Annotated in this window: 23 protein-coding genes; 10 read left to right on the plus strand and 13 right to left on the minus strand. The window is 58.3% G+C overall.

The genetic code is table 11. From position 1 onward, the window contains the following. Positions 1 to 41 precede the first annotated feature (41 nt). The 3 genes from B9Y51_RS00540 to B9Y51_RS00550 form a co-directional block, all read right to left on the minus strand. A complete protein-coding gene (locus B9Y51_RS00540) occupies positions 42 to 932 on the minus strand; it encodes an ABC transporter permease subunit (protein ID WP_085528425.1) in 891 nt (296 codons plus the stop codon). A 3-nt stretch (positions 933 to 935) separates the two neighbouring features. After that, the gene (locus B9Y51_RS00545; RefSeq protein WP_085528426.1) at positions 936 to 1,997 is read right to left on the minus strand and encodes an ABC transporter ATP-binding protein; all 1,062 of its coding nucleotides are present in this window, start codon (positions 1,995 to 1,997) and stop codon (positions 936 to 938) included. 198 nt (positions 1,998 to 2,195) lie between these two features. Further along, entirely contained in the window at positions 2,196 to 3,617 is a 1,422-nt protein-coding gene (locus tag B9Y51_RS00550; protein WP_085528427.1) for a CCA tRNA nucleotidyltransferase, read from the minus strand. Positions 3,618 to 3,742: 125 nt separating this feature from the next. On the opposite strand from B9Y51_RS00550, the gene B9Y51_RS00555 reads away from it, so the two are divergent. The 5 genes from B9Y51_RS00555 to trxA all read left to right on the plus strand — a co-directional run bounded on the left by B9Y51_RS00555 (position 3,743) and on the right by trxA (position 9,116). Next, positions 3,743 to 4,243, plus strand: a complete 501-nt coding sequence (locus tag B9Y51_RS00555) for an NUDIX hydrolase (protein ID WP_085528428.1) — start codon at positions 3,743 to 3,745, stop codon at positions 4,241 to 4,243. Positions 4,244 to 4,306: 63 nt separating this feature from the next. Further along, positions 4,307 to 5,941: a murein biosynthesis integral membrane protein MurJ gene (gene murJ / locus B9Y51_RS00560; protein ID WP_085528429.1), complete on the plus strand. Its 1,635-nt coding sequence runs from the start codon at positions 4,307 to 4,309 to the stop codon at positions 5,939 to 5,941. A gap of 71 nt (positions 5,942 to 6,012) precedes the next feature. Continuing rightward, positions 6,013 to 7,485 (plus strand): hypothetical protein, encoded by a 1,473-nt coding sequence (locus B9Y51_RS00565; protein WP_085528430.1) that lies wholly within the window; start codon positions 6,013 to 6,015, stop codon positions 7,483 to 7,485. Positions 7,486 to 7,730: 245 nt separating this feature from the next. Next, complete coding sequence (gene trxB, locus B9Y51_RS00570) at positions 7,731 to 8,750, plus strand: thioredoxin-disulfide reductase (protein ID WP_425432040.1); 1,020 nt, start codon at positions 7,731 to 7,733, stop codon at positions 8,748 to 8,750. Between the two features lie 39 nt (positions 8,751 to 8,789). Continuing rightward, positions 8,790 to 9,116, plus strand: coding sequence for a thioredoxin (gene trxA, locus B9Y51_RS00575; RefSeq protein WP_048680715.1), 327 nt, complete (start codon positions 8,790 to 8,792; stop codon positions 9,114 to 9,116). Positions 9,117 to 9,276: 160 nt separating this feature from the next. On the opposite strand, the gene B9Y51_RS00580 is transcribed toward trxA, so the two are convergent. From B9Y51_RS00580 to rpmH, 8 genes are all read right to left on the minus strand, one after another. Further along, positions 9,277 to 10,575 carry a ParB/RepB/Spo0J family partition protein gene (locus B9Y51_RS00580; protein WP_245826006.1) on the minus strand — a complete coding sequence of 433 codons (1,299 nt, stop codon included), beginning with the start codon at positions 10,573 to 10,575 and terminating at the stop codon, positions 9,277 to 9,279. Positions 10,576 to 11,435: 860 nt separating this feature from the next. Further along, positions 11,436 to 12,425, minus strand: coding sequence for a ParA family protein (locus B9Y51_RS00585; protein WP_085528432.1), 990 nt, complete (start codon positions 12,423 to 12,425; stop codon positions 11,436 to 11,438). Positions 12,426 to 12,647: 222 nt separating this feature from the next. Continuing rightward, a complete protein-coding gene (gene rsmG, locus B9Y51_RS00590) occupies positions 12,648 to 13,286 on the minus strand; it encodes a 16S rRNA (guanine(527)-N(7))-methyltransferase RsmG (protein ID WP_048680707.1) in 639 nt (212 codons plus the stop codon). After that, positions 13,283 to 13,924, minus strand: coding sequence for a Jag family protein (locus B9Y51_RS00595; RefSeq protein WP_085528433.1), 642 nt, complete (start codon positions 13,922 to 13,924; stop codon positions 13,283 to 13,285). Before B9Y51_RS00595 ends, rsmG begins: the two co-directional genes overlap by 4 nt. A 123-nt stretch (positions 13,925 to 14,047) precedes the next feature. Then, complete coding sequence (yidC, locus tag B9Y51_RS00600; protein ID WP_048680704.1) at positions 14,048 to 15,016, minus strand: membrane protein insertase YidC; 969 nt, start codon at positions 15,014 to 15,016, stop codon at positions 14,048 to 14,050. Positions 15,017 to 15,029: 13 nt separating this feature from the next. Beyond that, the gene (gene yidD, locus B9Y51_RS00605; RefSeq protein WP_048680702.1) at positions 15,030 to 15,464 is read right to left on the minus strand and encodes a membrane protein insertion efficiency factor YidD; all 435 of its coding nucleotides are present in this window, start codon (positions 15,462 to 15,464) and stop codon (positions 15,030 to 15,032) included. Next, positions 15,461 to 15,847, minus strand: coding sequence for a ribonuclease P protein component (rnpA, locus tag B9Y51_RS00610; RefSeq protein WP_085528434.1), 387 nt, complete (start codon positions 15,845 to 15,847; stop codon positions 15,461 to 15,463). Before rnpA ends, yidD begins: the two co-directional genes overlap by 4 nt. Before the next feature lie 97 nt (positions 15,848 to 15,944). Next, entirely contained in the window at positions 15,945 to 16,082 is a 138-nt protein-coding gene (gene rpmH / locus B9Y51_RS00615) for a 50S ribosomal protein L34 (protein ID WP_048680695.1), read from the minus strand. A 661-nt stretch (positions 16,083 to 16,743) separates the two neighbouring features. Here rpmH and dnaA point away from each other — a divergent pair. The 4 genes from dnaA to B9Y51_RS00635 all read left to right on the plus strand — a co-directional run bounded on the left by dnaA (position 16,744) and on the right by B9Y51_RS00635 (position 21,870). After that, positions 16,744 to 18,429 (plus strand): chromosomal replication initiator protein DnaA, encoded by a 1,686-nt coding sequence (dnaA, locus tag B9Y51_RS00620; protein WP_085528435.1) that lies wholly within the window; start codon positions 16,744 to 16,746, stop codon positions 18,427 to 18,429. Positions 18,430 to 18,859: 430 nt separating this feature from the next. Continuing rightward, a complete protein-coding gene (gene dnaN, locus B9Y51_RS00625; RefSeq protein WP_048680688.1) occupies positions 18,860 to 19,984 on the plus strand; it encodes a DNA polymerase III subunit beta in 1,125 nt (374 codons plus the stop codon). Positions 19,985 to 20,002: 18 nt separating this feature from the next. Further along, entirely contained in the window at positions 20,003 to 21,238 is a 1,236-nt protein-coding gene (recF, locus tag B9Y51_RS00630; RefSeq protein WP_342742316.1) for a DNA replication/repair protein RecF, read from the plus strand. Further along, on the plus strand, positions 21,235 to 21,870 hold the full coding sequence (locus B9Y51_RS00635; RefSeq protein WP_085528437.1) for a DciA family protein: 636 nt from the start codon (positions 21,235 to 21,237) through the stop codon (positions 21,868 to 21,870). The genes recF and B9Y51_RS00635 overlap by 4 nt, the downstream gene beginning before the upstream one ends. Here the strand turns inward: B9Y51_RS00635 and fdhD are convergent. Both fdhD and B9Y51_RS00645 read right to left on the minus strand, forming a co-directional pair. Continuing rightward, the gene (gene fdhD / locus B9Y51_RS00640; RefSeq protein ID WP_085528438.1) at positions 21,867 to 22,730 is read right to left on the minus strand and encodes a formate dehydrogenase accessory sulfurtransferase FdhD; all 864 of its coding nucleotides are present in this window, start codon (positions 22,728 to 22,730) and stop codon (positions 21,867 to 21,869) included. The two genes, B9Y51_RS00635 and fdhD, sit on opposite strands and share 4 nt — an antisense overlap. Continuing rightward, positions 22,727 to 23,044 (minus strand): DUF6457 domain-containing protein, encoded by a 318-nt coding sequence (locus B9Y51_RS00645; protein ID WP_085528439.1) that lies wholly within the window; start codon positions 23,042 to 23,044, stop codon positions 22,727 to 22,729. The genes fdhD and B9Y51_RS00645 overlap by 4 nt, the downstream gene beginning before the upstream one ends. Before the next feature lie 385 nt (positions 23,045 to 23,429). Here B9Y51_RS00645 and gyrB point away from each other — a divergent pair, with 385 nt between their 5' ends. Then, positions 23,430 to 25,454 carry a DNA topoisomerase (ATP-hydrolyzing) subunit B gene (gene gyrB / locus B9Y51_RS00650; protein ID WP_085528440.1) on the plus strand — a complete coding sequence of 675 codons (2,025 nt, stop codon included), beginning with the start codon at positions 23,430 to 23,432 and terminating at the stop codon, positions 25,452 to 25,454. Positions 25,455 to 25,532 lie beyond the last annotated feature (78 nt).

A 25,532-nucleotide genomic window follows, 5' to 3' on the forward strand; every position in this document is an offset into this window, starting at 1 on the left:
CGCCGCCATCGTTCGCTTGCTACCGCAAAGGGTCGCTCACATTACTTGGGGTCGCGCTGAGTGAAGGAGAAGTATCCAAGAATCAGCGGCACGACAGCCCACAGGGCATACCAGAGGCCTGCCTCCACGTACTTCGGGTCGCTCTGCGGCTCGAAGGGGTTGGTGAGGATGCCACTCAACTGCTGAGGAATGTAGCCCTGGAAGTCCCGGACCCACTCCCACTGGAAGGGCATCAACAACAGGGGCAGGATAAACAGCAGGACCACCAAAATCACGATGGCGCCCGCGTTATTCCGGATGATCGCGCCCAGACCAATGCCCATCCATGCCGTCAGCACGAACACCACGATCAGACCCACGATGTTCATCAGGGTTTGTTCCTCAAAGAGGCCGAAGGTGAGATCCACCGGGGAAAGCACCAACTGAGCCATGAGCCAGGCGAGGACCCCGGAGATGATGGCGGCGATGATCGCCACGATGGTGATCTGCACGGTCTTGGCGACGTACACCATGCCGCGACGAGGCGTTGAGGTGAGCGTCGAGATGACCGACTTATTGGCAAATTCCGAGGCGATGAAAACCACGGCCATCGAAGCCAAAATGATATAGGCGAAGATATATCCCGAATCGACGGCTTGCCGTGCCACGTCGGCAGGGTTACCCACCTGCATGAGGTAGGGGTCGGGCTGTTTCCCGTTTTGGATGGCGTCGTCCAGAGCCTTCTTGACCGTACGGGCCTGAGCTGCCGTCAGGGCGGAGAACCCCGCCATCAGCACGATGGTGATGGCCAACATGACCCAGCTGGACACCAAAGTGCGGAATTTCAACGACTCAGAACGGAGAACGCCAAAGAACGACAATTTGTGCTTCGCTTCGTTGGAGTGGGCAGGTTGGGATCCCTGCCGCCCACGTGAATCTACGGTTGTGCTCATTGCTTACTTCTCCTCCTGATTCCAGGGGGTGGCCTGTTCGGTGGAGTGCTCCGGGGTGTAGCCGGAAGACTGTGGTTCGTTATTCACCTGTACCTGATCCGGTGTGTGCGCGCCCCCAGGATTCTGGCCGGGCTGTGCACCTCCGGAGCTGAGGCCCTGGTTCGGGTCCGACGAGCGGTACTCGACGGAATCCTTCGTCATCGACATGTAAACCTGCTCGAGGCTGGCCTGTTGCGGGGTAATTTCCCACAGCAACGCACCATGCGACTGCGCCCGTTGGGCCACCTCGCGACCGGTGCCGTTGACCAACAAGGAGCCGTCGCTCTGCTGCGTCACGCCAACTTGATCTCGCCGCAAAGCCTCGGCCAAAGCGTTGGGATCGTCGGTACGAACCAACACTCGGTCGTCTCCAGCTTGATTCAGGAATTCATTCAACGGCTGATCCGCCAGAACCTTGCCCTGACCGATCACAATCAAGTGATCTGCGGTCTGCGACATTTCCGACATGAGGTGCGACGACAAGAAGACCGTCTTGCCTTCCGAAGCCAAATACCGGGCCATCTGACGAACCCAAATGACGCCCTCGGGGTCGAGGCCGTTGACCGGCTCATCCAGAATCACGGTGGTCGGATCGCCGAGGATCGCGGTGGCGATGCCCAGTCGTTGTCCCATACCCAAGGAGTAGCCGCCGACCTTCTTATTGGCCGCGCTGCTCAACCCGGTGATCTCGATGACCTCGTCCACGCGGGACTTCGGGATGCCGTGTGTGAGGGCCATGGCCCGGAGATGATTCACACCGCTGCGACGAGGATGTACGGCTCGCGCTTCGAGCAACGCTCCAACACTCGTCAGAGGCGAGGAAAGTTCGCTGTATCGCTTTCCATCGACGAGCGCCTCGCCCGCCGTCGGTTTCTCCAAGCCCAGGATCATGCGCATCGTCGTCGACTTGCCGGCGCCGTTCGGTCCCAGGAATCCGGTGACCTTACCCGGCTGGACGGCAAAGGAAATATTGTCGACGGCACGTTTGGACCCATACTGCTTGGTGAGGCCAGAGACCTCGATCATGGTGGCTCCTTCCTTGCCCGGCACTGACCGGGGTAAATGTCGTCCGTAACCAGCCTAAGGGCTAAGTCCTTGACATTCCCTGGCAATTCACGGACCGGAGCATATTTCATACCTGGGTATGAGTTCGCACTGGTGCCTAGCACTACCCCAAGCGGATTCTCTTCGCTCTGTGGACATTCTGTGACGTCCCAGGAACCGTTAATTCACCGTGTTGGATTCGGCCCACCATTGCTTCAAGCGCCGTTCCGCTTCTTCGGGCCCTAAGCTTCCTTCATCCAAGCGAAGATTGAGCAGATAGTTATATGCCTTGCCGACCATAGGTCCAGGTTCGATCCCCAGAATGCTCATGATCTGCTGGCCATCAAGATCAGGCCGCATCGAGTTAAGTTCTTCTTGCTCCGCCAATTCGGCGACCCGGCGCTCCAGGTCGTCATACGCCTTTCGGAGGCGTTGCACTTTGCGGCGATTGCGGGTCGTGACATCCGATCGGGTGAGTCGGTGGAGTCGTTCCAGTTGATCGCCGGCGTCTCTCACGTACCGGCGTACTGCCGAGTCGGTCCATCCGGCGTCGCCATATCCGTAGAACCTCATGTGCAATTCAACGAGCCTGGTCACGTTCTTGATGGTTTCATTGTCGAATCGAAGCGCCCGCATTCTCTTCTTCACGAGTTTGGCCCCGACGACGTCGTGATGACGGAAGCTCACTGCGCCATTGGTGTCGATCTTTCGGGTGGCGGGCTTGCCGACGTCGTGCATGAGGGCGGCAAAGCGCAACGTGAAATCTGGTGCAGGCACGGCACCATCAGGTCCCGTTTCGAGATCCACGGCTTGCATCATGACCGTCAAGGAATGTTCATAGACATCCTTATGGTGATGGTGCTCGTCCGTTTCCATTTGAAGCGCCGGGATTTCGGGCAGAACATGTGCAGCGAGCCCGGTGTTGACCAGCAACTCTATGCCTCGCCGCGGGTTCTTCCCGATGATGAGTTTGACGAGTTCGTCGCGCACCCGTTCCGCGGAGATGATGGTGATGCGCTCCGCCATGTCGTTCATGGCTTGCACAAGTTCCGGTGCGGGGGTGATGTCCAGGCGAGAAACGAATCTCGCGGCTCGCATCATGCGCAGCGGGTCATCCGAGAACGAGTCTTCGGGCGTCCCCGGCGTGCGGAGCACGGCAGCGGAGAGATCTTTCACACCGCCGTACGGATCGACCAACTCGAGGCTCGGTAGCCTCAACGCCATCGAATTAATCGTGAAGTCCCGGCGGAAAAGGTCGTCCTCCAATTTTCGCCCGAAAGCAACGGTTGGCTTCCTCGAGTCCGCGTCGTAGGCCTCAGCGCGATACGTCGTCACCTCGATCATGGCATCACCCTTGCGCAAGCCAATGGTTCCGAAGTCTCGGCCAATCTCCCAGTGAGCGTCGGCCCAATCGCTCGCCACATCAAGGGTTTCGTCAGGTGTGGCATTCGTCGTGAAATCCAGATCCAAGGCAGTTTCACCGAGGAAAAGGTCGCGGACGGGGCCACCCACCAGGGACAGCTCGAATCCTCGCTGCTCAAAGAGCTTGCCGAGTGCTAGAGCGACGGGGTGGATCGATGAGCTGTCAAAGAGGTTTGCCATAGTGCTTAAATCGTGCCAGAAATCCACGACGACGGTGCGCGCCTCTGTCACCGTCCGAGACAAGGGCACCTTCACACGGGTGCCGTTCCCGCACGTGTCAAGGTCGAACTCTGTAAGGTGGACGTATGACTTTTCCAGTTCCCCGGGCGCCGAAGAAGCGGGCATTCACCCCGCCTTCGCCCTTGCCCACGGTGGAAGAAGTCTCTGCCGGGGGTATCGTTGTCGATCTTGAGACCACGGATCATCCCGTCGCCATCATCGCGCGCATCAATCGCGGCGGCAGGCTCGAATGGTGTCTTCCCAAGGGTCATCCGGAAGGCGAAGAGACCAACGAGGAAGCCGCGTGTCGTGAGATCGAGGAAGAAACGGGCATTGCCGGACGCGTCCTCGCACCCCTCGGATCCATCGACTACTGGTTCACCGTCGCCGGACACCGTGTCCACAAGACGGTTCACCACTTCCTCCTTCAAGCAACCGGTGGTTACCTAACCACCGAAAAAGACCCTGATCACGAGGCCATTGACGTCGCCTGGTCCAATATCGATGACCTCGGTCGAAAATTATCGTTCCCCAATGAACGGCGTATCGCAGACATCGCCAGGGAATACATCATCCATCAGCTGTAGAACCGTGTGGGTGATGGCCCGGCAAAGGTCACTCCCATTCCTCCATCGTTAGGCAGAACAGATATGGCACGTACCGGTGCACGTTCCAGCGCCATTATGGCTGCAGGAACCATGGTCTCCCGCGTTCTGGGCTTCGTGAAGACGATGCTCCTGGCGGTGGCCATTGGCGCTTCCACCACCACCGGTAACGTCTTCGCCCTGGCCAACACCTTGCCGAACCTCATCTATGTCCTCGTGGCTGCGGGCATGTTCAATGCGGTGTTAGTTCCGCAAATCATCAAGGCATCCAAAAAGCCCGACGGAGGCGCGGACTATATCTCGCGTTTGCTCTCGTTGGCAGTGATTGGATTGGCTGTCATCACCCTCCTGGTGGTGTTGTGTGCCCGACCCATCATTTCGGTCATGGCCAGCGATTGGTCCCCGGAAAAGCTGGACATGGGCACCACGTTCGCCCTTTGGTGCTTCCCCCAAATCTTCTTCTACGGCCTGTACACCGTAGTCGGCCAGATCCTGAATGCTCGCGGTGCCTTTGGTGCGTATATGTGGGCTCCGGTACTCAATAACGTCGTCGCCATCGCCTCGTTGCTGGTATTCATCGCACTGTTCGGCACCTGGCAGACCGGACAACACGACCCCTCGCATTGGACCACCGACAAGACGTTCTGGCTCGCCGGAATGGCAACGATCGGAGTGGCGACTCAGGCCATCATCCTGTTTATTCCTCTCAAGGCATTGAAGCTCGGATTGGGTCTCAAGCTGGGGTGGCGTGGCATCGGTCTCGGCACCGCTGCCCGGCTCGGTAGCTGGACCCTCGCGACCGGCGTCGTTGCCAACCTGTCCTTCCTTTTCCTTGCACACATCGCTACGACGCCCGAAGGTTTCCAGGAACAGTTCAACCATCCGATTGCGGGTAACAACATGCTCGATCAATCGACCATGCTGTATCAGTTGCCCCACGGCGTCATTGGTTTGTCCATCGCAACCGTGCTGTTCAATCAAATGTCTCGTCACGCGGACAATAATGACGACGCCTCGCTCGTCCAAACACTGTCGCAGGGCCTGCGCATCAGCTCCGTGGCGACCATATTTTGCGCGGTGGCCCTCGTGGTCTTCGCCGGCCCGGTCGGAATGCTCTTTGGCGGCGGCTCCCCCGCTCAAGGTGCCGTGGTGGGGCAGGTGATTTCGGTGATCGCCCTCGGCGGTCCCTTCCTGACCATCGCCTTCATGATGGGACGCGCGTTCTACGCTCACGAGGACGCCAAAACTCCGCTGGTCAATCAAGCCATCTCCGCAGTTTTGGTGATCGTCCTCGGATTCCTGGTTGGGCGTATTCAGCCCCAATACATTGTTTTCTGCCTCGCTGGGCTCTACGCGGGGCAAAACATTCTGGCAACGCTTCTGTTCCACCGAGGCTTGAAGAAGTGGCTCGGAGATTACGACCTGGCGAATATCGTCAAGACTCACCTCCGGGTATCCATATCGGCGATTTTTGCTGGCGTTTTTGGATATATCGCCCTTCGGCTCATGGGCGGAGGTTCCTTCGAGGGCTTCGCGTGGCACAGCCAAATCACCGCGTTCATCACGGTGATTGTTGGCGGATTAGTCATGGGCGTGGTGTATCTCGGCGCCCTGCGAATGTTCCGTGTGAGGGAACTTGACGGAATACTTCGTCCTGTCTTGGCACGATTTGGACGCTAGATAGAGCCACTCGGCCGGTCCGCCGGTATCATCGAACTGTTACTTCGACCCAAACAGCGCGGGGGTTTCTTTTGACGCAGGCTATCCAACTCGGCTCCGTTCTGGGCGGCCGCTATAAGGTGACCGGTCAGATCATCACGACCGCCGCGCAAGACCAGGTTCTCGACGGCAAGGATCAAGTCCTTGAGCGCAAGGTCTCGATCCTCGTCGCCAGCCCCGAGCACAGTGACCTCCTGATCGAGAATGCTCGCGACGTCGCCACAGGGTCTCGGTCCGGGTCCCTCCAGGTGCTCGACCTTGGTCAGTCGGACGACATCACCTACCTGATCACGTCTCACACCCAGGCGAATGACCTCCTTGATCTCCTCCTGACCGATCATCAGGACAACACCTCGTCCGAGAATGAGGAGCTGGGAGGCGAAATTTTCGGAGGCTCTGATGCTCCGACGGCGCCTTCCTCCGATTATGAGCAGGTTGGCACGGAAACTTCGCCGCAGGCCAAGCTCGACGAGCGGAACCAGGATTCTCCAGGTGTTACCGAGTGGACCGACGCCGACTACGAGGCTTTCGGCGAGGAACCTCCGGCCCGCCGTTCGTCTCGAGGGTCCTCGAGGGGTGGTTCACTCTTTGATCGGGCCGCTACCGACGTCGCAGGTGGAGCCGCCGGTGCCTCGGCCGCGTCATGGCGTGATGCGGATTCGAGCTACAACGATGACAGCCGCTACGACTTTGACGACGACTTCAGCGGCTCCCATGACGCCCACGACGAGTACGATTCCCCTGAGCACGACACCTACGAGGACGAGCCCTATGAGGGCGAGTACCCCGAGGATGATGGCCAGTACTACGACGATGACGACTACTACGACGACTCTGAAGACAACCGTCGTCGCGGTAGCTCCATCGGACTGTGGATCACGGCCATTGTCATCATCATTTTGCTGTTGCTCTTGGTGGTATTCGGTTTTAGCCGCCTCGGCAAATTAGTTTCAGGGTCGGAATCGGTTCCTAGTGGAACGGTGACCTCTGCACCAAGCCAATCAGCGTCGGAGGCCTCCGACTCGTCCAGTAATTCGTCAGGAGCCTCACCTACGATCGCCTCGGTCTCTCGCCTCGTGCCCGACCGCCCCGATTTTATGGCGGACCAAGATGCCACGCTCACCAAAACCTTTGATGGCAACGCTTCCTCATATTGGACGAGCTACGGTTTCTCTTCCCCCGACTTTGGGGGCCTGGTCTCGGGCATCGGGTTGGCCATCAAGCTTCAGGAACCGACTAAAGTCTCTCAGCTGACCGTTGATGCCCCGAAGAGCACAGGTGGGCAGTTCACCGTTTTCACCAACGACTCCCCCAGCTTGGATGGAGCCACCAATGCCGGGCAGGGAACATTCGAGAACGGGAAGACGACCGTTGATCTCTCGGATGAAGCCAAGTCCAAGTCGAGCCAGTACGTCATGTTGTACATCACGAAGCTTCCTCAGGTGTCGTCACCCATTGGCGGATACAACAACGGTGTCCACATTGGCGAAATCGGGTTGAAGTAGCCCTCTCACGTGGCGGGATGCTGAGTGGTCTCTCTGAAGGGCGCTGCGCGGCATAGGTGGCCACGTGTGCCTTATGAGCGTCGTCTTACCCTGATTCCATGCGCTGGGAGCCCTCTGCCTTCTACTGCGGAATATTCCGAGGGCCCCGTAGGTTTCACCATCAGATCTTCAACGAGTCGAGTCATCACACAGTCTTCGACTCTTGGTAGCCGCCGCCAGTTCATGGCCGTCATGAAAGGAACTCAGTGACCGATAGCGTCTTTTCACAAGGTGCCGCTCCGTTGATCAACCTCTCCGGTAAGGAAGCGGAGACTCCGCATCAGTCCGGTTCTGAGGAGAATAACGTGCACGACGTCGCCATCATCGGATCCGGACCTGCAGGATATACCGCTGCCGTATATACGGCGCGGGCCAACCTCAAGCCCGTCGTCTTCGCGAGTTCCGTCGCGGCCGGTGGTGACCTCATGACCACCACCGAGGTTGAAAACTACCCGGGATTCATCGAGGGAATCCAGGGCCCTGAGCTCATGGCGAATATGCAGCAACAGGCCGAGCGCTTTGGGGCCGATATCCGGTACGAGGACGTTGAAAGCGTCAATCTCACAGGCGACCTCAAGGAGATCGTTCTTCAAGATGGCACGGTCCACCACGCCAAAGCCGTCATCATCTCGACCGGTTCCGAATACCGCAAGCTCGGCCTCGACGACGAATCACGCCTTTCGGGCCACGGAGTGAGCTGGTGCGCAACCTGTGACGGTTTCTTCTTCAAGGAAAAGCCCATCGCCGTGGTGGGTGGCGGCGACTCAGCCCTCGAAGAAGCCCTGTTCCTCACCAACTTCGCGTCCAACGTCACGATTATTCACCGCCGCGATACTCTCAGGGCTTCCGAAATCATGCAGGATCGGGCCCTCAACCACCCGAAAATCACCTTTGTGTGGGATTCGGCCGTGGTAGGCATCGAAGGTGAGAACAAGACGGAGGCTCTCCAGGTGAAGAACCTCAAGTCCGGTCTCTCCCAGCGCCTCGAGGTCGACGGCCTGTTCGTGGCTATTGGGTCGGACCCCCGTACCGACCTTGTCAAAGGACAGCTGGACCTCACTGCGGAGGGAACGATTGCGGTACAGGGTCGTTCATCCAAAACCAACCTGCCTGGCGTCTTCGCGGCCGGCGATGTCATCGATCCGACCTACCGACAAGCGATCACAGCAGCCGGCTCCGGTTGTGTGGCCGCCATTGACGCCCAGCACTACCTCGAATCCCTGTAACTCCACGATCACGACAGAATTCATCTGAAAGGAAATTCCATGAGCAACGCTAAAGCAGTATCTGACGCTTCATTCGAAGAGGATGTCCTCAAGAGCGACCGTCCGGTCATCGTAGATTTCTGGGCCGAATGGTGCGGTCCCTGCCGCCAGGTTGGACCCGTTCTGGACCAGATCGCCGAGGAGCACGCTGACAAGGTAGACGTCGTCAAGCTCAACGTCGACGACAATGGAGAAACCGCTGCCAAGTATGGCATCACCTCTATCCCCGCCATCTACGTCTTCAAGGACGGAGAGGTTGCCAAGACCTCCGTGGGAGCCAAGCCCAAGGCAATTCTCGAGAAGGAATTCGCGGACTTCCTCGCGTAACCCAAATCAACTAAAAAGTCCCGGTGCGTTTCACGTGAAACACACCGGGACTTTTTTGTCATCTAGGCCCCATCCGTGACGTCGAGACGCCCTCGCACTCAACGCACGGATCAACCTTCAGACAGGAGCAGGTTCGCTCAGAGAACCAGCCTCCACTCCCCTACTGGTCCTTCTCAATCTGCGGATCAAGAACGGAAATAATCCGATTCAGGTCGTCAACCGAGGCAAATTCAATGGTCATCTTTCCTTTACGGGCTCCGAGATTGATCTTGACGCTCGTATCAAGTTTGTCGGCAAAAGCGTCGGCGATGTAGTCCAACCGCTCGTGATGGCGATGCGGGGCGACAGGCTTACGTGCCGGCTTCGCGGACTTTTCAGCAGAACCTGACTGGATAATCTCTTCCACAGACCGAACGGAAAGGCCTTCTGCCACGATCCGCTGCGCGAGTCTCTCCATCGATGCCGGGTCACTGAGGCTTAGGAGTGCCCGAGCATGACCCGCCGAAAGAATTCCCGCAGCTACCCGCCTTTGGACCAGAGCCGGCAACCGCAAGAGTCGAATGGTGTTGGAGATCTGTGGACGGGAACGACCAATGCGCTGAGCCAGTTCATCCTGCGTCGTCCCAAATTCGTTCAGCAGCTGCTGGTAGGCGGCGGCCTCTTCCAGCGGATTCAACTGACTCCGGTGCAAATTCTCTAGAAGTGCATCACGAAGTAGGTCTACATCCTGGGTATTTCGAACAATAGCCGGAATCGTGTCGAGACCGGCACGTTGGGTCGCCCTCCAACGACGCTCACCCATCACCAGCTCGTACGATTCGGGTCCCTGCTCGGCGCTAGGCCGCACCACGATGGGTTGAAGCAACCCAATCTCTCGAATCGAATGGACGAGCTCTTCCATCTCATCTTCATCGAATTCCTGACGCGGTTGCTTCCGATTGGGGTGGATGTCCCCTACCGGGATTTCGCCAAATTTCGCACCAGGAACATTTACCAGCTTGGTTCCGTCGGTGCTACTTTCACTCTGCCCGTCCGAGGCTGCAGCATGAGCATTTGCCTTCGATGCCGCGCCGTCCTCATTCGTGGGCGTCGTTTCACGTGAAACCTCGTCACGGCCAGCCCAAGGAGTTGCCTCTTGACTCTCTGACGCTTGATCAGACGGAGCCTTGACGGATTCCTGTGCTGCTGTCGAGGGTTGGAAGAAGAAGTCCACCGGACGCCTACCACCGGAGCTCTTACGCAATGCGGCACCCATATCAGCCCTGGCGTTACCGGATTTACGGTTACCGGCCTTGGACGTCACCTCATCAGTGTTCTCGGTGCCTGCTGCCGATGTTTCACGTGAAACGGGAGCAGCCTTCTGGCTACCACCGTCGTTGGTCGCCTTGGCGCCACTACCTGAAGCCGATGACTTCTTTGATTTCGCAGTGGATTTGGACGTTGTCTTGGTCGAGGTCACTTTTGCCTTTGTGGCGGAGTTCTTCGACTCACTCGTCGCTTGCTCAGAAGAAGAACTCTTCTCAGCTGTGGCATTCTTAGCAGCTTGACCCTTCCGGGCGGTCTTCTGAGAAGAGCTCTGTTCGGGCGTTTCACGTGAAACGCCTTGACTCGATCCGCTCTTGCCATTGGTGTCTACGGCTTGTTGTTCGTTGGCTTGTCTACTTTTGGCCTCTTGTTCGGGTGCTGTCGGGATGAGAGATCCCAACCCTCTTCCAAGTCCACGACGTCGTTCTGCCACGATGCTCCTCTAAATTGTGCTGACTACCAACAGTCTATCCGGCCCCGTGCGTGTAGTCGGCAGATTTCCACATTCAACTGGATTTTTGCGGCTACAAGTTGCCATTTTGTGACGTTTCACGTGAAACGTGGCGCTTAGTGAGTACAACGTGGCCGCACGCGATACAGAAACGAAAAGCAACTCCGGATCGATCTCGTGCGTTGCCGCTGACTTTCCGCCTTTCCATCGCACGTCGGTGTTTCACGTGAAACGGCACAGTCGCCTCCCAATGACTCCCGGAGGCGGAAGTTTCTAATCGTTTTAGTCATATGACGTCAATTTGGTCGTGGCACTTAGAAGTTCGATCCCGCTTCACAGGGGAGTGCCATTTGAAGGGGATCCCGATGCAATGACTTCTTCGCTCAGGAAGGGGCAATGTTTCATGTGAAACACTGCCTGGGCAGGGGAGTCGTGCCGGATTCGGGTTCCACGATCGCGTAGAACATGTAGTTACACGTCGAGCCTCGATCATTCGGCCAGATGGAGTATTAGAGCATGAAAAAGGGCCCGATACCTCGAGGAATCGGGCCCTCAATCTTGATCTATTGGGCTCCCTTGTGCGCGATCTCAACTGCCGCTTCCAGGTAGGACAACGCGCCAGTGGACTGCGGGTCGTACGAGAGAACGGTCTGTTGGTAACTTGGCGCCTCTGAGATCCTGACAGACCGCGGAATTACCGCGTCCAGAACCTGCTTCGGGAAGTGTTCCCGCACCTCGGAAGCGACCTGGGAAGCCAGGTTGGTGCGTCCGTCGTACATTGTCAGCAAAATGGTACTGACACTCAGCGTCGGGTTGAGGTGCTTCTGTACCAACTCGATGTTCTTAAGGAGCTGGCTAAGCCCTTCCAGTGCATAGTATTCGCACTGAATCGGTATAAGAACCTCTTTGGCGGCCACAAACGCGTTGATGGTGAGGAGGCCGAGCGACGGCGGGCAATCAATAAAGATGTAGTCCAAGCGGGGGAGTCCCTGCTCTTCCCTATACTTTGCATACTCCTGGAGCGCCCTGTCCAAGCGTTGCTCCCTGGCAACCAGTGACACCAACTCGATCTCCGCGCCAGCCAAATCAATGTTGGAAGGAAGGCAATAGAGGTTCGGATACTCTGGGCACTGTTTGACGACGTCGCTCATGGGTGCCGCATCAATGAGGACGTCATAGGTGGAATCCACCTCGACTCCATGCTCAATATTGAGCGCCGTCGAGGCGTTCCCCTGGGGATCGATATCTACCACCAAGGTCTCTAAGCCCCGATCAGCCATTGCGGCCGCCAGGTTAACGGCCGTGCTGGTTTTCCCAACACCGCCCTTTTGATTGCTGATGGTGAAGACTCGGGTCTCGGCGGGCCGAGGAACCGGTTGTTTCGCCAACTTCTTCCATCGCTTCTTTTCGTTCATCAGCTCTCTCGCAACGGGGTACTTCAGGCGATCCGTAATTTTGATTTTGGACGTCAGGGAATCGACCGTTTCACGTGAAACATGACGACCTTGATCTGGCACAACCGGATCAGATTGGTCCTGAGGGTTGGGCGGCATACCCGCATCTGTTGGATCGGGAGCCCTATGTCGTCCTGCCACCAGTTATGTCCCTTTCACGATCCGAGAATAGATTCCACATCACACCAGAGTACCCGCAACCTCGAATTGATATACAGCCATTCCCTTCAGATGTGGATCACCGGTCGCCAAACGATACGGAGAACTCGACGGATCGCCTGACCCAGTTCGGGCAATCCGACGAGGGAATCACAGCAGGAACTACAGCTCGACGCGTACGACCGTCGTCGGTTGCTCCAGAATCGACTCACCAACCGTCAGGATTTCCGTTGACCGGGCGCCATACTTGTTCAGCTTCTTCTGCGCCTTCAAAATTTCTTCGTCAGCGGTCTTTCCCTTGAGGGCCAGTAGTTTGCCGGTACCGCGCAGAAGCGGCAGCGTCATATCCACCAGGCCCACCAAAGCGGAGACCGCACGAGCCGTGACGACGTCGACCTCGAGATCGCCCACAAATTGTTCCGCGCGACCGCGCAGCAATTCCACATTGTCGAGACCCAAGTCGTCGACGACTTCCTCCAGCCAGATAATCCGACGCTCGAGGGGCTCAATCAACGAAATCTCCAGGTCTGGCCGGGCAATAGCCAAACAGAGGCCAGGCAACCCGGCCCCAGAACCAACGTCAGCAACGCGTGCCTCGCGCTCAATGAGACCCTCCACCACGGCGCAGTTCAGCACATGGCGGGACCACAGCCGGGGGACCTCCCGCGGGCCAATCAGCCCGCGTTCAATCCCGCTGGTGGCCAGGTGTTCGACGTACCGCTCCGCAAGGTCCAGGTTGTCCCCGAATACCGCTTCCGAGGCCTCGCGTTCAGCACCGACCAACTCGGTTTCCGAATTCATTCGGAGGCTCCATTGGACTGCGGGGACGTAATAACGATGTGTCGACGTGAGCCTTCACCCTCCGACTCCGAATGGAACCCGTGTTCGGCCACGACGTCGTGCACCAGTTTGCGCTCATAGGGGCTCAGCGGCTTGAGGTGGCAGGGTTCACCGGTATCCTTCACAGATTCAATGGCATTCACGGCCATATCCCGGAGTTCTTTCCCTCGACGATCGCGGTAGCCTGCGACGTCGAGAATCAAGCGGGTACGTTCACCGGTCGCAGCCAAAACGGAGAGCCTCACGAGCTCTTGAAGGGCGTCCAGGACTTCGCCACGGCGTCCCACCAGGAGTTCAAGGTCTTCTTCGTTCTCGTCCGTCACGACCGAAAGATAGGTCCGGTTCTGGCGAACCTCGATGTCAATGTCGCCATCCAGATCCGCAATGTCGAGGAGCTCTTCCAAGTAGTCGGCGGCGATTTCGCTCTCATCTTCGGCTTCATCGGCAAGAACCTCATCGGCGGACGTCTCGTCGACGGTGTCGTTCTCCGACGAGGCAGAATTCTCCTGGGTACCGCCGGTCTGCTGATCCGCGACGGGGCCCGTGGCCTCTACCGCATCCTCGGTGGTCTCTGCGCGATCTTCGTGATGATCAACCATGTACATCTCCTGCTTCCGCGGCCGGTGCTCCGGCGCAGCTATCCGTTTGGGCACCTGACGCGCCCACAAGGGACTCAAGACAACGGTGTCCGGCCCCATCCTGCTGGGCCGGACCACGTTGCACTACTTCTTCTTTTTCTGCCTATTCTTACTGACCGGCTGCTTCCGCTGCCCGCCTTTGGCACGCTCACGCTGCTCTTCGAGTTCCGCCTCGTGCTGTTCCTTAGTCTTACCAACCGGGGGGAGGCCCTTCTCCGCACGACGACGGTTGAGCTCCTTTTCGGCTTCGGAACCGGGAGTCGGGTTGTTGCGAATGACCCACCACTGCTGGCCCATGGCCCAGAAGTTCGACACGGTCCAGTAGACCAACACACCGAGCGGGAAGTTGATGCCACCGATAGCGAAGATGATCGGGAACAGGTACATCAGCATCTGCTGCTGACGGTACATCGGCGATTCTTTGGCCTGTGCGCTCATGTTCTTCGCGGTGAGCTGTCGCTGAGTGAAGAACTGCGTCAACGACATCGCGATGATCATGACGATCGCCATCGTGACGGTGGCGACGTGATTGCCGTTGCCCGGCTGCATGAGCGTCGAGAACAAGGGCGCACCCAAGATGTACGCGTCATTGAACTGGTGCACCATGTCCGCAGAGAGAACGAGAATTCCTTCATGGTTCTGCGACGCCGCCGGGACGCCTCGGAGCACCTGCAACAGACCGAAGAAGATCGGCATCTGAACGATGATCGGGAAGCACGAGGACAGCGGGTTCGCGCCCTTGGACTTGTAGAGGGCCATCTGCTCCTGAGCCATGGCCTGACGAGACAGCTGGTCCTTTTTACCCTTGTACTTGGCCTGAATCTTGGCCATTTCGGGCTGAAGTTCCTGCATCCCGCGCATAGATTTGATCTGCTTCATGAAAAGCGGAACCGTGAGGATACGCATCACGAAGGTCATGAACACGATGGCCAGCACCCAGGTCCAGCCGTTTGCCGGATCCATGCCGATGGCAGTGAACAGACTGTGGAAGACCCAGAGGACGGCCGAAACAATCCACTTGAAGGGCCACAGAATGATGTCGATTGGATTCATCAGGAATTGACTCCTAGCCCCGAGGCTTGTGGGGCGTCGTGTACTCCGCCATCGGCGGATGGTTCAACAGCAAAATCTTGGGCTCGGTGCCCGGCGTGAAAGTTCGCCGGCCAGGAGGTACGGGATCCACACCACCGGTCGCCCAGGGGTGGCACCGAATCAATCGTCTCACGGTCAGCCCGATACCGCGGACCGTCCCGTGAACCGTCACGGATTCCAACCCATAGGCCGAGCACGTAGGGAAGAAGCGGCAGACGTCGCCATACAGCGGCGAGATCAACCGTCGGTATAAGCGGAGAAATCCGATCACCAGGTTTTGGGGGAGTGTCCACACGGCTTCTCCCAGACTCCGCGGTCGGACGTATTCCCTAGGTGCCGCCTGCAGGCGGTCATCGAGGGGATCTGAAGCCGGGTGTCCGGCGGAAAGATGTCCGGTGTGATCGGTCATTGCGCCTTCTCCAGGGTGGGGCCAGAAGACACATCCACATCGATCTTTCGGGACACACTCGACCAAGCGGCGTCGTAGTCCTTCGACAGTTCCTCCCAGGAGGCTTCCGCCGCAGGAGGGAGAGCCCGGACGACGATGCTCAGACCGGAAGGAAGGCCTTTGATGGTGACGGCCACGAGTTCACGCAACCGCCTCTTGACGAGGTTTCGCGTCACGGCATTGCCCACCGCCTTTGACACCACGAAGCCACATACGGTGGGGGTTGTTTCCTCAGGCAGAAGGCGCGCATATAGAACTAAGTTCCGGCGTCCACTGCGGACGCCGGAACGTGTAGTTGCTGAGAACTGTTGAGAAGTCCTCATCCGGTGCTGTTGTGCCAGCACGTCAAGGCTCCTTCTACGCAGACCGGTATGGCGTCTGGCATCGAAGCTCCGAGAAGAAGCCTCCGACCAGAAGAGATCCCCTCAAAGAGGGAGTCAGTTACGCCGAAACCGAAGCGCGACCCTTGGCGCGACGGTTAGCCAAGATGGCACGACCGGCGCGGGTGCGCATACGAAGACGGAAGCCGTGCTTCTTGGCACGACGGCGGTTATTCGGCTGAAAAGTCCGCTTGCTCACTGTAATAACTCCAAAGACTGTTGGTTGGGCCTACCCTGCTGTGGGTCCGCGTGGACCACATCCCGATCAGGAACAGAAGATGGGCGCTGTCGGTTCAGCCGCGCTGTCGGTTCATCCAGCCCATTTCCCCGCACCTTGCAGGGGCGGTTTCGGGCAGGTGGACATAGTCCAACGCGCAGTTGACTAACAAACTCTACGAGCCAGCGCGTGAAACGGTCAAGTCATCTGAGGCGAAAACTCGCACAATAGACGCACGCCACACCCATATTCGACTGGGAGATGTGACACTTCTGTAGACCAACTGTCAACATCCCCAGCCTGTGTGTATCCAAGTGTGCACAGCTGTGGATAATCCGAAAAAAATTTTGCCCTCCCCAAGCGCGAGATGCCGCGGAACTACAAAGTTGTGATTACAGAATTCCCCGAATTTGAGGGCCTGAGGGGCCTTCTCATGCCCTAAGCTATCTAGAGTCGTCCGAGGTTTTCCACAATATCCACAGGTGTGGACAAACGTGTGGAGAACCTGGGTAGAGCACGTGGAACACCGCCGGCACCCCTTCGATGTCCGATCGTTCTTGAGCCCCTCAGGGCCCGAGAAAGGACGGAAATTCAAGGGAGGCCACGTTTCGTACCGGAAGCCGTCCCGAGACCTAGGAGAACAGTGAGCATTCAGGGCAACGACGAGGTTCAAACCCGTTGGGATGCGTGCATCTCCGAACTTCGCGCGAATGTGAATCTGGCCCGGCGCCTTCGAGCCTTTTTGCCACTCGCTCAGCCTCAAGGTCTCTTTGGAAACACCCTGATCATCGCGGTTCCCAACGAGTACACCCGCGATATCTTCCAGACGGAAATGCATCAGGCCTTTAAAGAGTCCATCGCGGCGTCTTTCGGCCAAGACATCACCGAGGCATTCGTCATCGATCCGGAGCTCGATAGCAGCGTTCCGCAGTCGTCGACCACGCCGGCCCCGTCCTCACAGCGGCAATCGTCATCATCTTGGGGCGACGCCGAGCCCCAAACCGCCGGTTCCAACCGCGATCTCCCGCCCGAGCCATCTTTGCGACACGAGAATTCCGTGACGGTCTCCGGTTCGTCGATGCCTCCCATCAGCGAATTGGAAGCCGAGCGTGGCCATGCGGCGTCTCACTCTTCGCCCGTGGACGTTCCGCGCATGGATGAGGAGGGTCCCTCACGGATCCAAAGCGCCGGAGTCGATCTTCCCGCACCGCGTGTGAACGGACCGGATCGCGGTGGAGATATTCCTCGTGACGCATACGATCGTGGCCAAGAAGAGATCGTGTGGGACAGCTCGGCTCGTCTGAACGACAAATACATGTTCGACACGTTTGTGATCGGCCAGTCAAACCGTTTTGCCCATGCTGCCGCCCTCGCCGTCGCCGAAAACCCGGCCAGTGCGTATAACCCGTTGTTCATCTACGGTGACTCCGGACTGGGTAAAACTCACCTGTTGCACGCGATCGGTCACTACGCCAAGCGTTTTTACCCCAACCACCGCGTTCGGTACGTCAATTCAGAAGAATTCACCAACGACTTCATTAACTCGATTCGCGACGACGAAGGCTCCAGCTTCAAGCAGATCTACCGCAATGTTGACCTGCTGCTGATCGATGACATCCAGTTCCTGGCAGGCAAGGAACACACGCAAGAAGAGTTCTTCCATACGTTCAATGCCCTGCACAATCACAAAAAACAGATCGTCATTACCTCGGATCTTCCTCCGAAACAGCTCTCGGGCTTCGCCGAACGCATGCGTTCGCGATTCGAGTGGGGACTCATCACCGACGTCCAACCCCCAGAGTTGGAAACTCGCATCGCGATCCTTCGCAAGAAGGCTCAGAACGAGGATCTCGATGCCCCCGACGACGTCATGGAATACATCGCTTCCAACATCACGACGAATATCCGTGAGCTGGAAGGCGCCCTGATCCGGGTTACGGCGTTCGCTTCGCTCAATAAGCAGCGGGTGGACCTTCCCTTGGCCGAACTGGTGCTCAAAGATCTCATTACCGACGACGGCGTCCCGGAGATCACTTCATCGGCCATCCTCGGACAAACCGCCAACTACTTCGAGATTTCTCTGGATGAGCTCCGCAGCAAATCCCGTAACCGAACACTTGTCACCGCCCGTCAGATCGCCATGTACCTGTTGCGGGAACTCACGGACATGTCTCTTCCGAAGATCGGCCAAGAATTCGGGGGACGAGACCACACGACCGTGATGCACGCAGATCGCAAGATTCGGAAATTGATGGCTGAACGACGCCAGATCTTCAACCAAGTCACCGAGCTGACCAACAGGATCAAGCAGCAACAACGCGAGGGCTAAGTTATCCACAGGTCCCAAGAATCGGTGGAAAACCTGTTTATTAACACCTGTGGATGAGAGTGTGGATTTCTCCCGAGGAACTGTGGACCTTAAGGGGACAACCTGCCGGCCTCTGTGGAAACGACGCTGAGGACCCAAAATTCCTGCACAGACCGTCCACGACGACGATCTTCTTCTCCCACAATCTATCTACAGCCTCGACCCTACTGCCGGCAGTGATGTAAGGGGTTATCCACAGAATCCACATGCGTTATTAACACTACTGATCCTTTAAAGAGATCATTCCAAATAACAAATCTCCGATCCGAAACCCGCCGGCAGGGCCTCCAGGATCTCTGGAGTTCTGAAATTACAAGAATCCTACGGATGCCTTCTCTCCGGTAGGCTCAACCTAGAGACCAACCACCTTCCAGAGAGGGACTTCGCGCACGTGAAATTCTCAGTTGATCGAGACGTACTCGCCGAAGCTGTCACTTGGACAGCTCGTTCCCTCTCTCCCCGCCCTCCGGTACCCGTGCTTTCCGGTCTTCTCATCAAGGCCTCCGGCAACGAAGTGTCAATCGCCAGCTTCGATTACGAAACCTCGGCAAAGCTCAACATCGCCGCTGAGGTCATGGAAGAAGGCGAAACTCTCGTCTCCGGCCGTCTCCTGGCAGATATCTGCCGCTCTTTGCCTTCGGCACCCGTCGAAATCGAGACGCACGATTCGAAGGTCTACCTGAACTGCCGTTCCTCGAAGTTCAACCTCGCGGCCATGCCCGTTTCTGAGTACCCAGAACTTCCCGGACTTCCTGAAATTTCAGGAACGGTCGACGGAGCGGCCTTCGCACACGCGATCTCTCAGGTCATCATTGCCGCTAGCCGCGACGACACCCTTCCGATCCTGACCGGCGTCCGCGTCGAGATCGAAGGTTCCACCATGACCCTCTTGGCAACGGACCGTTACCGCCTGGCCATGCGCGAGCTCACCTGGGAACCCACCAACCCGGAGATCTCCACGGCCGCCCTGATCAAGGCAAAAACCCTCAATGAAGTGGCTAAAACCTTGGGCAATGCCGGTCTGTTGAAGATCGCCCTCTCTGATTCTCACGAACTCGTCGGTTTCGAATCGGGCGGTCGTCGCACCACTAGCCTGCTCGTCGACGGCGAATACCCCAAGATCCGCTCGCTCTTCCCGGATCAGACCCCGATTCACGCCGTCGTCAAAACTTCGGAGCTGGTCGAGGCCGTTCGCCGTGTCTCGCTCGTTGCAGAGCGGAACACCCCGGTTCGCCTCGCCTTCACTCAAGGCCAACTCACCTTGGATGCGGGCACCGGCGAAGACGCCCAAGCCAACGAGGTGCTCGATGCCCGTCTCGACGGCGACGACATTACGGTTGCCTTCAATCCTGTGTACCTGAGCGAAGGGCTCCACGTATTCGGAAGCGATTACGTACGTTTCTCGTTCACGACGCCGCCCAAACCCGCGGTGTTGTCAGCTCAAGACGATCTCGACGGCGAAGATGGCAAGGATTACCGTTACCTTCTGATGCCCGTTCGCCTCCCGAATCAATAAAGGGGCCGCGAGGTGTATATGGATCACCTCTCGCTCATGGATTTCAGAACCTACGGGTTCCTGGATCTTCCGCTGACCACCGGACTGACCGTCATGGTGGGGCCGAATGGCGTGGGCAAAACCAATATTGTCGAGGCCATCGACTACACCGCTAACCTGTCGTCACACCGGGTCAGCAACGATGCGCCGTTGATTCGCGTGGGATCCGAGCGTTCCTATATTCGTTCCCGTGTCATTCGCGGCGGTCAACAGACCGTCATGGAACTCGAACTCGCGCCCGGTAAAGCCAATAGAGTCAGAATCAACCGGGCCGCACCGGTTCGCGTTCGCGAAGCCCTCGGCATCTGCCAGACGGTCTTGTTCTCCCCGGAAGACCTCGAACTCATCAAGGGTGAACCTGCTGGGCGGCGTCGTTTTATTGATGACCTTGCGGTATCGCTGCGGCCCATTATCGGTGGATACCGGGCCGACTATGAGAAGGTGCTGCGTCAGCGCAACGCCCTGCTCAAGTCTTTGCGCAAACGAGGTGCGGGGAAGTCCTTGGGCGACGACGACCGGGCGACCCTCGAGGTCTGGAATGGGCAGCTCGTGAATCTTGGCGCGCGCATGATGCAGGCACGGTTTCAGGTGCTGGCCGGCCTCTTGCCTCACGCGGATCGCGCATATGATCAACTCACCGACGGCGGGAAGACCCTCGGTTTTGTGTACGAATCGGCGGCCCTCGGTCGACGGTCCGGCGCCAACGTCGCGGAGCTCTCGCGTATTCCGCTTCAGGAATTGGGCGCGATGTTGGAGTCAGCACTCGAAGAGCGGGCCTCCGACGAGGTGGAACGTGGCATGAGCCTCGTAGGCCCACATCGTGATGAAATCAGCTTGATCCTGGGAGATATTCCCGCTCGAGGATATGCTTCGCACGGGGAAACATGGTCATACGCCCTGGCCCTGCGGTTGGGCTCTTGGTATCTGCACCAGGCAGATCACGACGACGCCGCGGCCTGCCCGATCCTGATCCTCGACGATGTCTTTGCCGAACTCGACGCGACGCGACGTTCCCGTTTGGCACGGATCGTTTCCGGGGCGGAACAAGTGCTTGTGACGTGCGCGGTGGAAGAAGACCTCCCGGACGAACTGGATCATTCGCGCCGTATCGTTCGAGTATCACCGGGGCAGGCGGTCGTCGTCGACGACGAGACGCTCAACAACTCAGCTCTCGAAGATCCTCCGGCGTCGTCGAGAGGCGAAGGGGCGGAATGAGCATGACCCCGGGAGACGATATCGCTGGTGAGGAGGTGCGCCGCGACCTGGAACGAAACCAGGTCGATGCGCCGGCCGCGTTGCTGCAGCGGCTCCGAACCGCCGCTCTTGCACGGGGTGAAGGAAGGTTGACCGGCCACGCCGCCAAAAAGATTATTCGCGATTTCGGTGAGGTGGTCTCTGCCGAACCGGGCCAGTCGAAGGTGCGGCGGTGGCGTGAGGAAGGCTGGGACCCGCGCACTCTGGGCGGGTACACGGGACCGGGTAAATCCTCGCGAGATCCGCAGAATCTGGGGTCGGTCTTGACCCATATGATTTCTTCCCGGGGATGGAAGGAACCCGTCGCGGTCAGCAGCGTCTTGGCTCGGTGGACGGACCTCGTTGGTCCCTCGATCGCGGCGCATTCCCACCCCGAGAGTTACGAGGACACCGTGGTGGTGATTCGGTGTGATTCCACGAATTACGCGACCACTTTGCGCACCATGATCCCGCAGCTCATGAGGACCTTCGAGGAGGAACTGGGCCGGGGAATCGTCACCAAGATTAGCGTTCTCGGGCCCAATGTGCCCTCGTGGCGGAAAGGGCGCAGGGTCGCTCCCGGCGGAAGAGGTCCCCGAGACACCTACGGTTAGGCGAAGTTGGCTTCCGTCGCATCGACGTCGGAGACAATCCGCTCATCGCCGCTGTAGATCACGAATCGGTGGTCCCGAACGAACCCCGCAAGGGTCATGCCGGCGTCCTTCGCGAGCTCCACGGCGAGGGAGGACGGCGCCGACACGGAGGCCAACATCGGTACGCCCGCCATGGCGCATTTCTGTGTGAGTTCGAAACTCGCTCGACCGGACACCATGAGCACATGCTGGCGCAAGGGAAGTTTGCCCTCGAGTAGTGCCCAACCCAGCACTTTGTCGACCGCATTGTGTCGGCCGACATCTTCGCGCACCGCCACCAGTTCACCTGTTCGACCATCGAAAAGCCCGGCGGCGTGCAGGCCACCGGTGTGGTCGAAGACCTTTTGCCGGTCGCGCAGCACCTGAGGCATTCGGAGGACAAACTCCTCTGACAAGCGCAAAGGATCCTCCGAGGTGGAGAACTGCGATTTTTGGTGCACCTGATCGATGCTGGTGCGGCCACACATGCCGCACGCGCTGGACATCATGACGTTCCGCTCCTGGAAGGGGAGAGGGGGCAAGACCCATGGCTGTAGGACGACGTCGATCGTGTTGTCTCCATCTTCCGCGCCGGGACCAAAGTCCTTGCGGCAGTACCGAATCGAGGAAATTTGCTCGCCGTCGGTCACCACTCCTTCGCTCAACAGGAAGCCCGCGGCTAGGGAAAAATCTTCGCTAGGGGTGCGCATGGTGACGGCGAGGCGTCGACCGTTGACCCGTATTTCCAGAGGTTCTTCCGTGGCAAGCATGTCGGCGCGGGCGTCGCGGGTGCCGTCGTCGGTGACACGGATGACTCGGGTGCGTTTTTCGCTACGGGTCATTCTGAATCGGCCTCGTCTTCTAGCCCCGCTTCACGCCGAACCGTTGTGACCAGTTCAGAGACTCGACGCGTGAGGTCTTGTAGTCGTTCGGTGGTCGAAGCCTGTCCGTCGTCGGCATGTTCGGCCATGCTCAGGCCCAATGCCACCCCCACCAAATACGAGCTGGTGGGCGCTCCGGGGCGGATGACCCCGTGAGCGACGTCCTTGGTCATGGCAAGAATCGGGCCCGGAATCACGACGTCGCTGGGGATCTCGAGTTCCTCGGCAACTCGGTTCAACCACTCTTGGAGTTGAGGTAGTGAATTTTCGGTCATCACGTGCCTTTCGACGTTGATGGTCTGGCGGAATCTCCGTCAGTCGGTCCCGCATGGACCAGCCAGGGAAACATGCGACCCAGGAACCGGAAAACGGCTCACAGGGATTCTCTAGTCATGAAGGCCTTGAGCGGGTGAACCCCCATGTGCCAGGGGTCAGGCTCGCCAAAGGCCGCTGAGATGCTTGTGACGGCCATTAAGAGTCCCGAAGAACCTTCGAAATCGGAGCTGACAACGCCAAAGTCCGGTAGAATCGAAGGAAGATCATGAGGCGGTCGGCGTGTACCCCCAGATACATTGTTATGTTATCTAAGTTATGCGTCGGCTTCCGATACCCGGACCGGGCCCTTCGAGGTGCCTGGATACAAGGAGCTGAATCCCTACAGTGGCAGCCGAGGAAAAGCACGAATACGGCGCAAGCGACATCACCGTCCTCAAGGGGCTCGAAGCCGTGCGCAAGCGGCCGGGCATGTACATCGGGTCAACCGGTGAACGCGGATTGCACCACTTGGTGTACGAAGTCGTCGACAACTCCGTGGATGAGGCCCTGGCCGGGTACTGCGATCACATTGAGATCAACCTCTTGGCCGACGGCGGCGTCAAGGTCGTGGACAACGGCCGCGGTATCCCCGTGGACATGCACCCCACCGAAGGAAAGCCCACGGTTGAGGTCGTCATGACCGTGCTGCACGCCGGCGGTAAATTCGGCGGCGGTGGATACGCGGTTTCTGGTGGTTTGCACGGCGTCGGCATTTCCGTGGTGAATGCTTTGTCCACCCGCGTGGAAACGACCGTGCGCCAACAGGGTTATGAGTGGACCATGAGCTTCCACGACGGCGGAAAGACCAACCAGGAACTCCAGCGCGGTGCGGAGACCACCGAAACCGGCACGCAGCAGGTTTTCTATCCGGACCCGGAAATCTTCGAAACGGTTGATTTCGACTACGAGACCCTCCGTGCACGGTTCCAGCAGATGGCTTTCCTCAATAAGGGATTGCGCATCACCTTGACCGATGAGCGCGAATCGGCAGATTTCGACGACGAAGTCGCGACCGAGAAGAAAACCGAAGCCAAGGTCAATCAAGAGGGGACCAATTCCCAGGGTTTCCGCACCGTCGTCTATCAGTACGACGAAGGCCTGCTCGACTACGTCAAGTTCCTCAATTCGAGCCAACGGGTCAATGTCATCCACGAGGACGTCATCTCTCTCGAGGTGGAGGACACCGAAAAGAAGCTGTCCCTGGAACTCGCGATGCAGTGGACTGAGTCCTATAAGGAATCGGTGCATACCTACGCCAACACGATCAACACCCATGAAGGCGGCACCCACGAAGAAGGTTTCCGCACGGCGTTGACCTCGTTGATCAACCGGTATGCGCGCGACAACAAACTTCTCCGGGAAAAGGACGACAACCTCACAGGCGACGACGTCCGTGAAGGTCTGACCGCCGTTATTTCGGTCAAGATCGCCGAACCGCAGTTCGAGGGCCAGACCAAGACCAAACTCGGTAATTCCGAGGTCAAGACCTTCGTCCAGCGTGAGGTCTGGGACCAACTGGGGGATTGGTTCGAGCGGAATCCGAATGAAGCCAAAGACATCGTTCGTCGTTCCATTACCGCGGCCCAGGCGCGCCTCGCCGCCCGTAAGGCTCGCGAAACCACCCGCCGTAAAGGGCTCCTCGAATCCGGTGGAATGCCCGGAAAGCTCAAGGACTGCTCGTCTAAAGACCCGGAAATTTCCGAGATCTACATTGTGGAGGGTGACTCCGCAGGCGGTTCGGCCGTGCAGGGCCGCGATCCCGAGCGTCAGGCGATCCTGCCGTTGCGCGGCAAGATCCTCAATGTGGAGCGTGCCCGCCTGGACCGGGCCCTCTCCAACGCCGAAGTTCAGTCGATGATCACGGCCTTCGGTGCTGGAATTGGTGACGACTTCAAAATCGAGAAGGCCCGCTATCACAAGATCGTGTTGATGGCCGATGCCGACGTCGACGGTCAGCACATCACCACCTTGTTGTTGACGTTGCTTTTCCGCTTCATGCGGCCGCTGATCGATGCCGGTTACGTTTACCTCGCGCAGCCGCCGCTGTACCGCATCAAGTGGTCCAATGCCCCACACGACTACGTGTTCTCGGATGCCGAGCGTGACGAAGTCGTTGCCCGTGGTCTGGCGAATAATCAGCGCCTTCCGAAGGACAACGGAATTCAGCGCTACAAGGGTCTGGGCGAGATGGACTACACCGAGCTGTGGGAAACCACCATGGATCCCGAACACCGCACGCTATTGCAGGTCACCATGGAAGACGCAGCCGCCGCCGACCAGGTGTTCTCGGTGCTCATGGGTGAGGACGTCGAGTCCCGCCGTGAGTTCATTCAGAAGAACGCCAAAGACATTCGATTCCTCGATATTTAGCCGACATTGAATATTCCCCTTGAGGCATTTATTGCCTCGGGATAGCCGATATCGCGCGATGGACGACATTCACCAGGA

The organism is Kocuria massiliensis, from assembly GCF_900169715.1.
GTDB classification, from domain to species: Bacteria; Actinomycetota; Actinomycetes; order Actinomycetales; family Micrococcaceae; genus Rothia; species Rothia massiliensis.

What these genes read in the sequence shown, in the direction of transcription:
- yidD (WP_048680702.1), bottom strand. Translation starts at nt 15,464, where the DNA reads ATGACCGATCACACCGGACATCTTTCCGCCGGACACCCGGCTTCAGAT.
- recF (WP_342742316.1), top strand. Translation starts at nt 20,003, where the DNA reads ATGGATCACCTCTCGCTCATGGATTTCAGAACCTACGGGTTCCTGGAT.
- B9Y51_RS00545 (WP_085528426.1), bottom strand. Translation starts at nt 1,997, where the DNA reads ATGATCGAGGTCTCTGGCCTCACCAAGCAGTATGGGTCCAAACGTGCC.
- B9Y51_RS00595 (WP_085528433.1), bottom strand. Translation starts at nt 13,924, where the DNA reads ATGGTTGATCATCACGAAGATCGCGCAGAGACCACCGAGGATGCGGTA.
- yidC (WP_048680704.1), bottom strand. Translation starts at nt 15,016, where the DNA reads ATGAATCCAATCGACATCATTCTGTGGCCCTTCAAGTGGATTGTTTCG.
- B9Y51_RS00540 (WP_085528425.1), bottom strand. Translation starts at nt 932, where the DNA reads ATGAGCACAACCGTAGATTCACGTGGGCGGCAGGGATCCCAACCTGCC.
- B9Y51_RS00550 (WP_085528427.1), bottom strand. Translation starts at nt 3,617, where the DNA reads ATGGCAAACCTCTTTGACAGCTCATCGATCCACCCCGTCGCTCTAGCA.
- murJ (WP_085528429.1), top strand. Translation starts at nt 4,307, where the DNA reads ATGGCACGTACCGGTGCACGTTCCAGCGCCATTATGGCTGCAGGAACC.
- B9Y51_RS00645 (WP_085528439.1), bottom strand. Translation starts at nt 23,044, where the DNA reads ATGACCGAAAATTCACTACCTCAACTCCAAGAGTGGTTGAACCGAGTT.
- B9Y51_RS00555 (WP_085528428.1), top strand. Translation starts at nt 3,743, where the DNA reads ATGACTTTTCCAGTTCCCCGGGCGCCGAAGAAGCGGGCATTCACCCCG.
- trxA (WP_048680715.1), top strand. Translation starts at nt 8,790, where the DNA reads ATGAGCAACGCTAAAGCAGTATCTGACGCTTCATTCGAAGAGGATGTC.
- rsmG (WP_048680707.1), bottom strand. Translation starts at nt 13,286, where the DNA reads ATGAATTCGGAAACCGAGTTGGTCGGTGCTGAACGCGAGGCCTCGGAA.
- B9Y51_RS00585 (WP_085528432.1), bottom strand. Translation starts at nt 12,425, where the DNA reads ATGCCGCCCAACCCTCAGGACCAATCTGATCCGGTTGTGCCAGATCAA.
- B9Y51_RS00635 (WP_085528437.1), top strand. Translation starts at nt 21,235, where the DNA reads ATGAGCATGACCCCGGGAGACGATATCGCTGGTGAGGAGGTGCGCCGC.
- fdhD (WP_085528438.1), bottom strand. Translation starts at nt 22,730, where the DNA reads ATGACCCGTAGCGAAAAACGCACCCGAGTCATCCGTGTCACCGACGAC.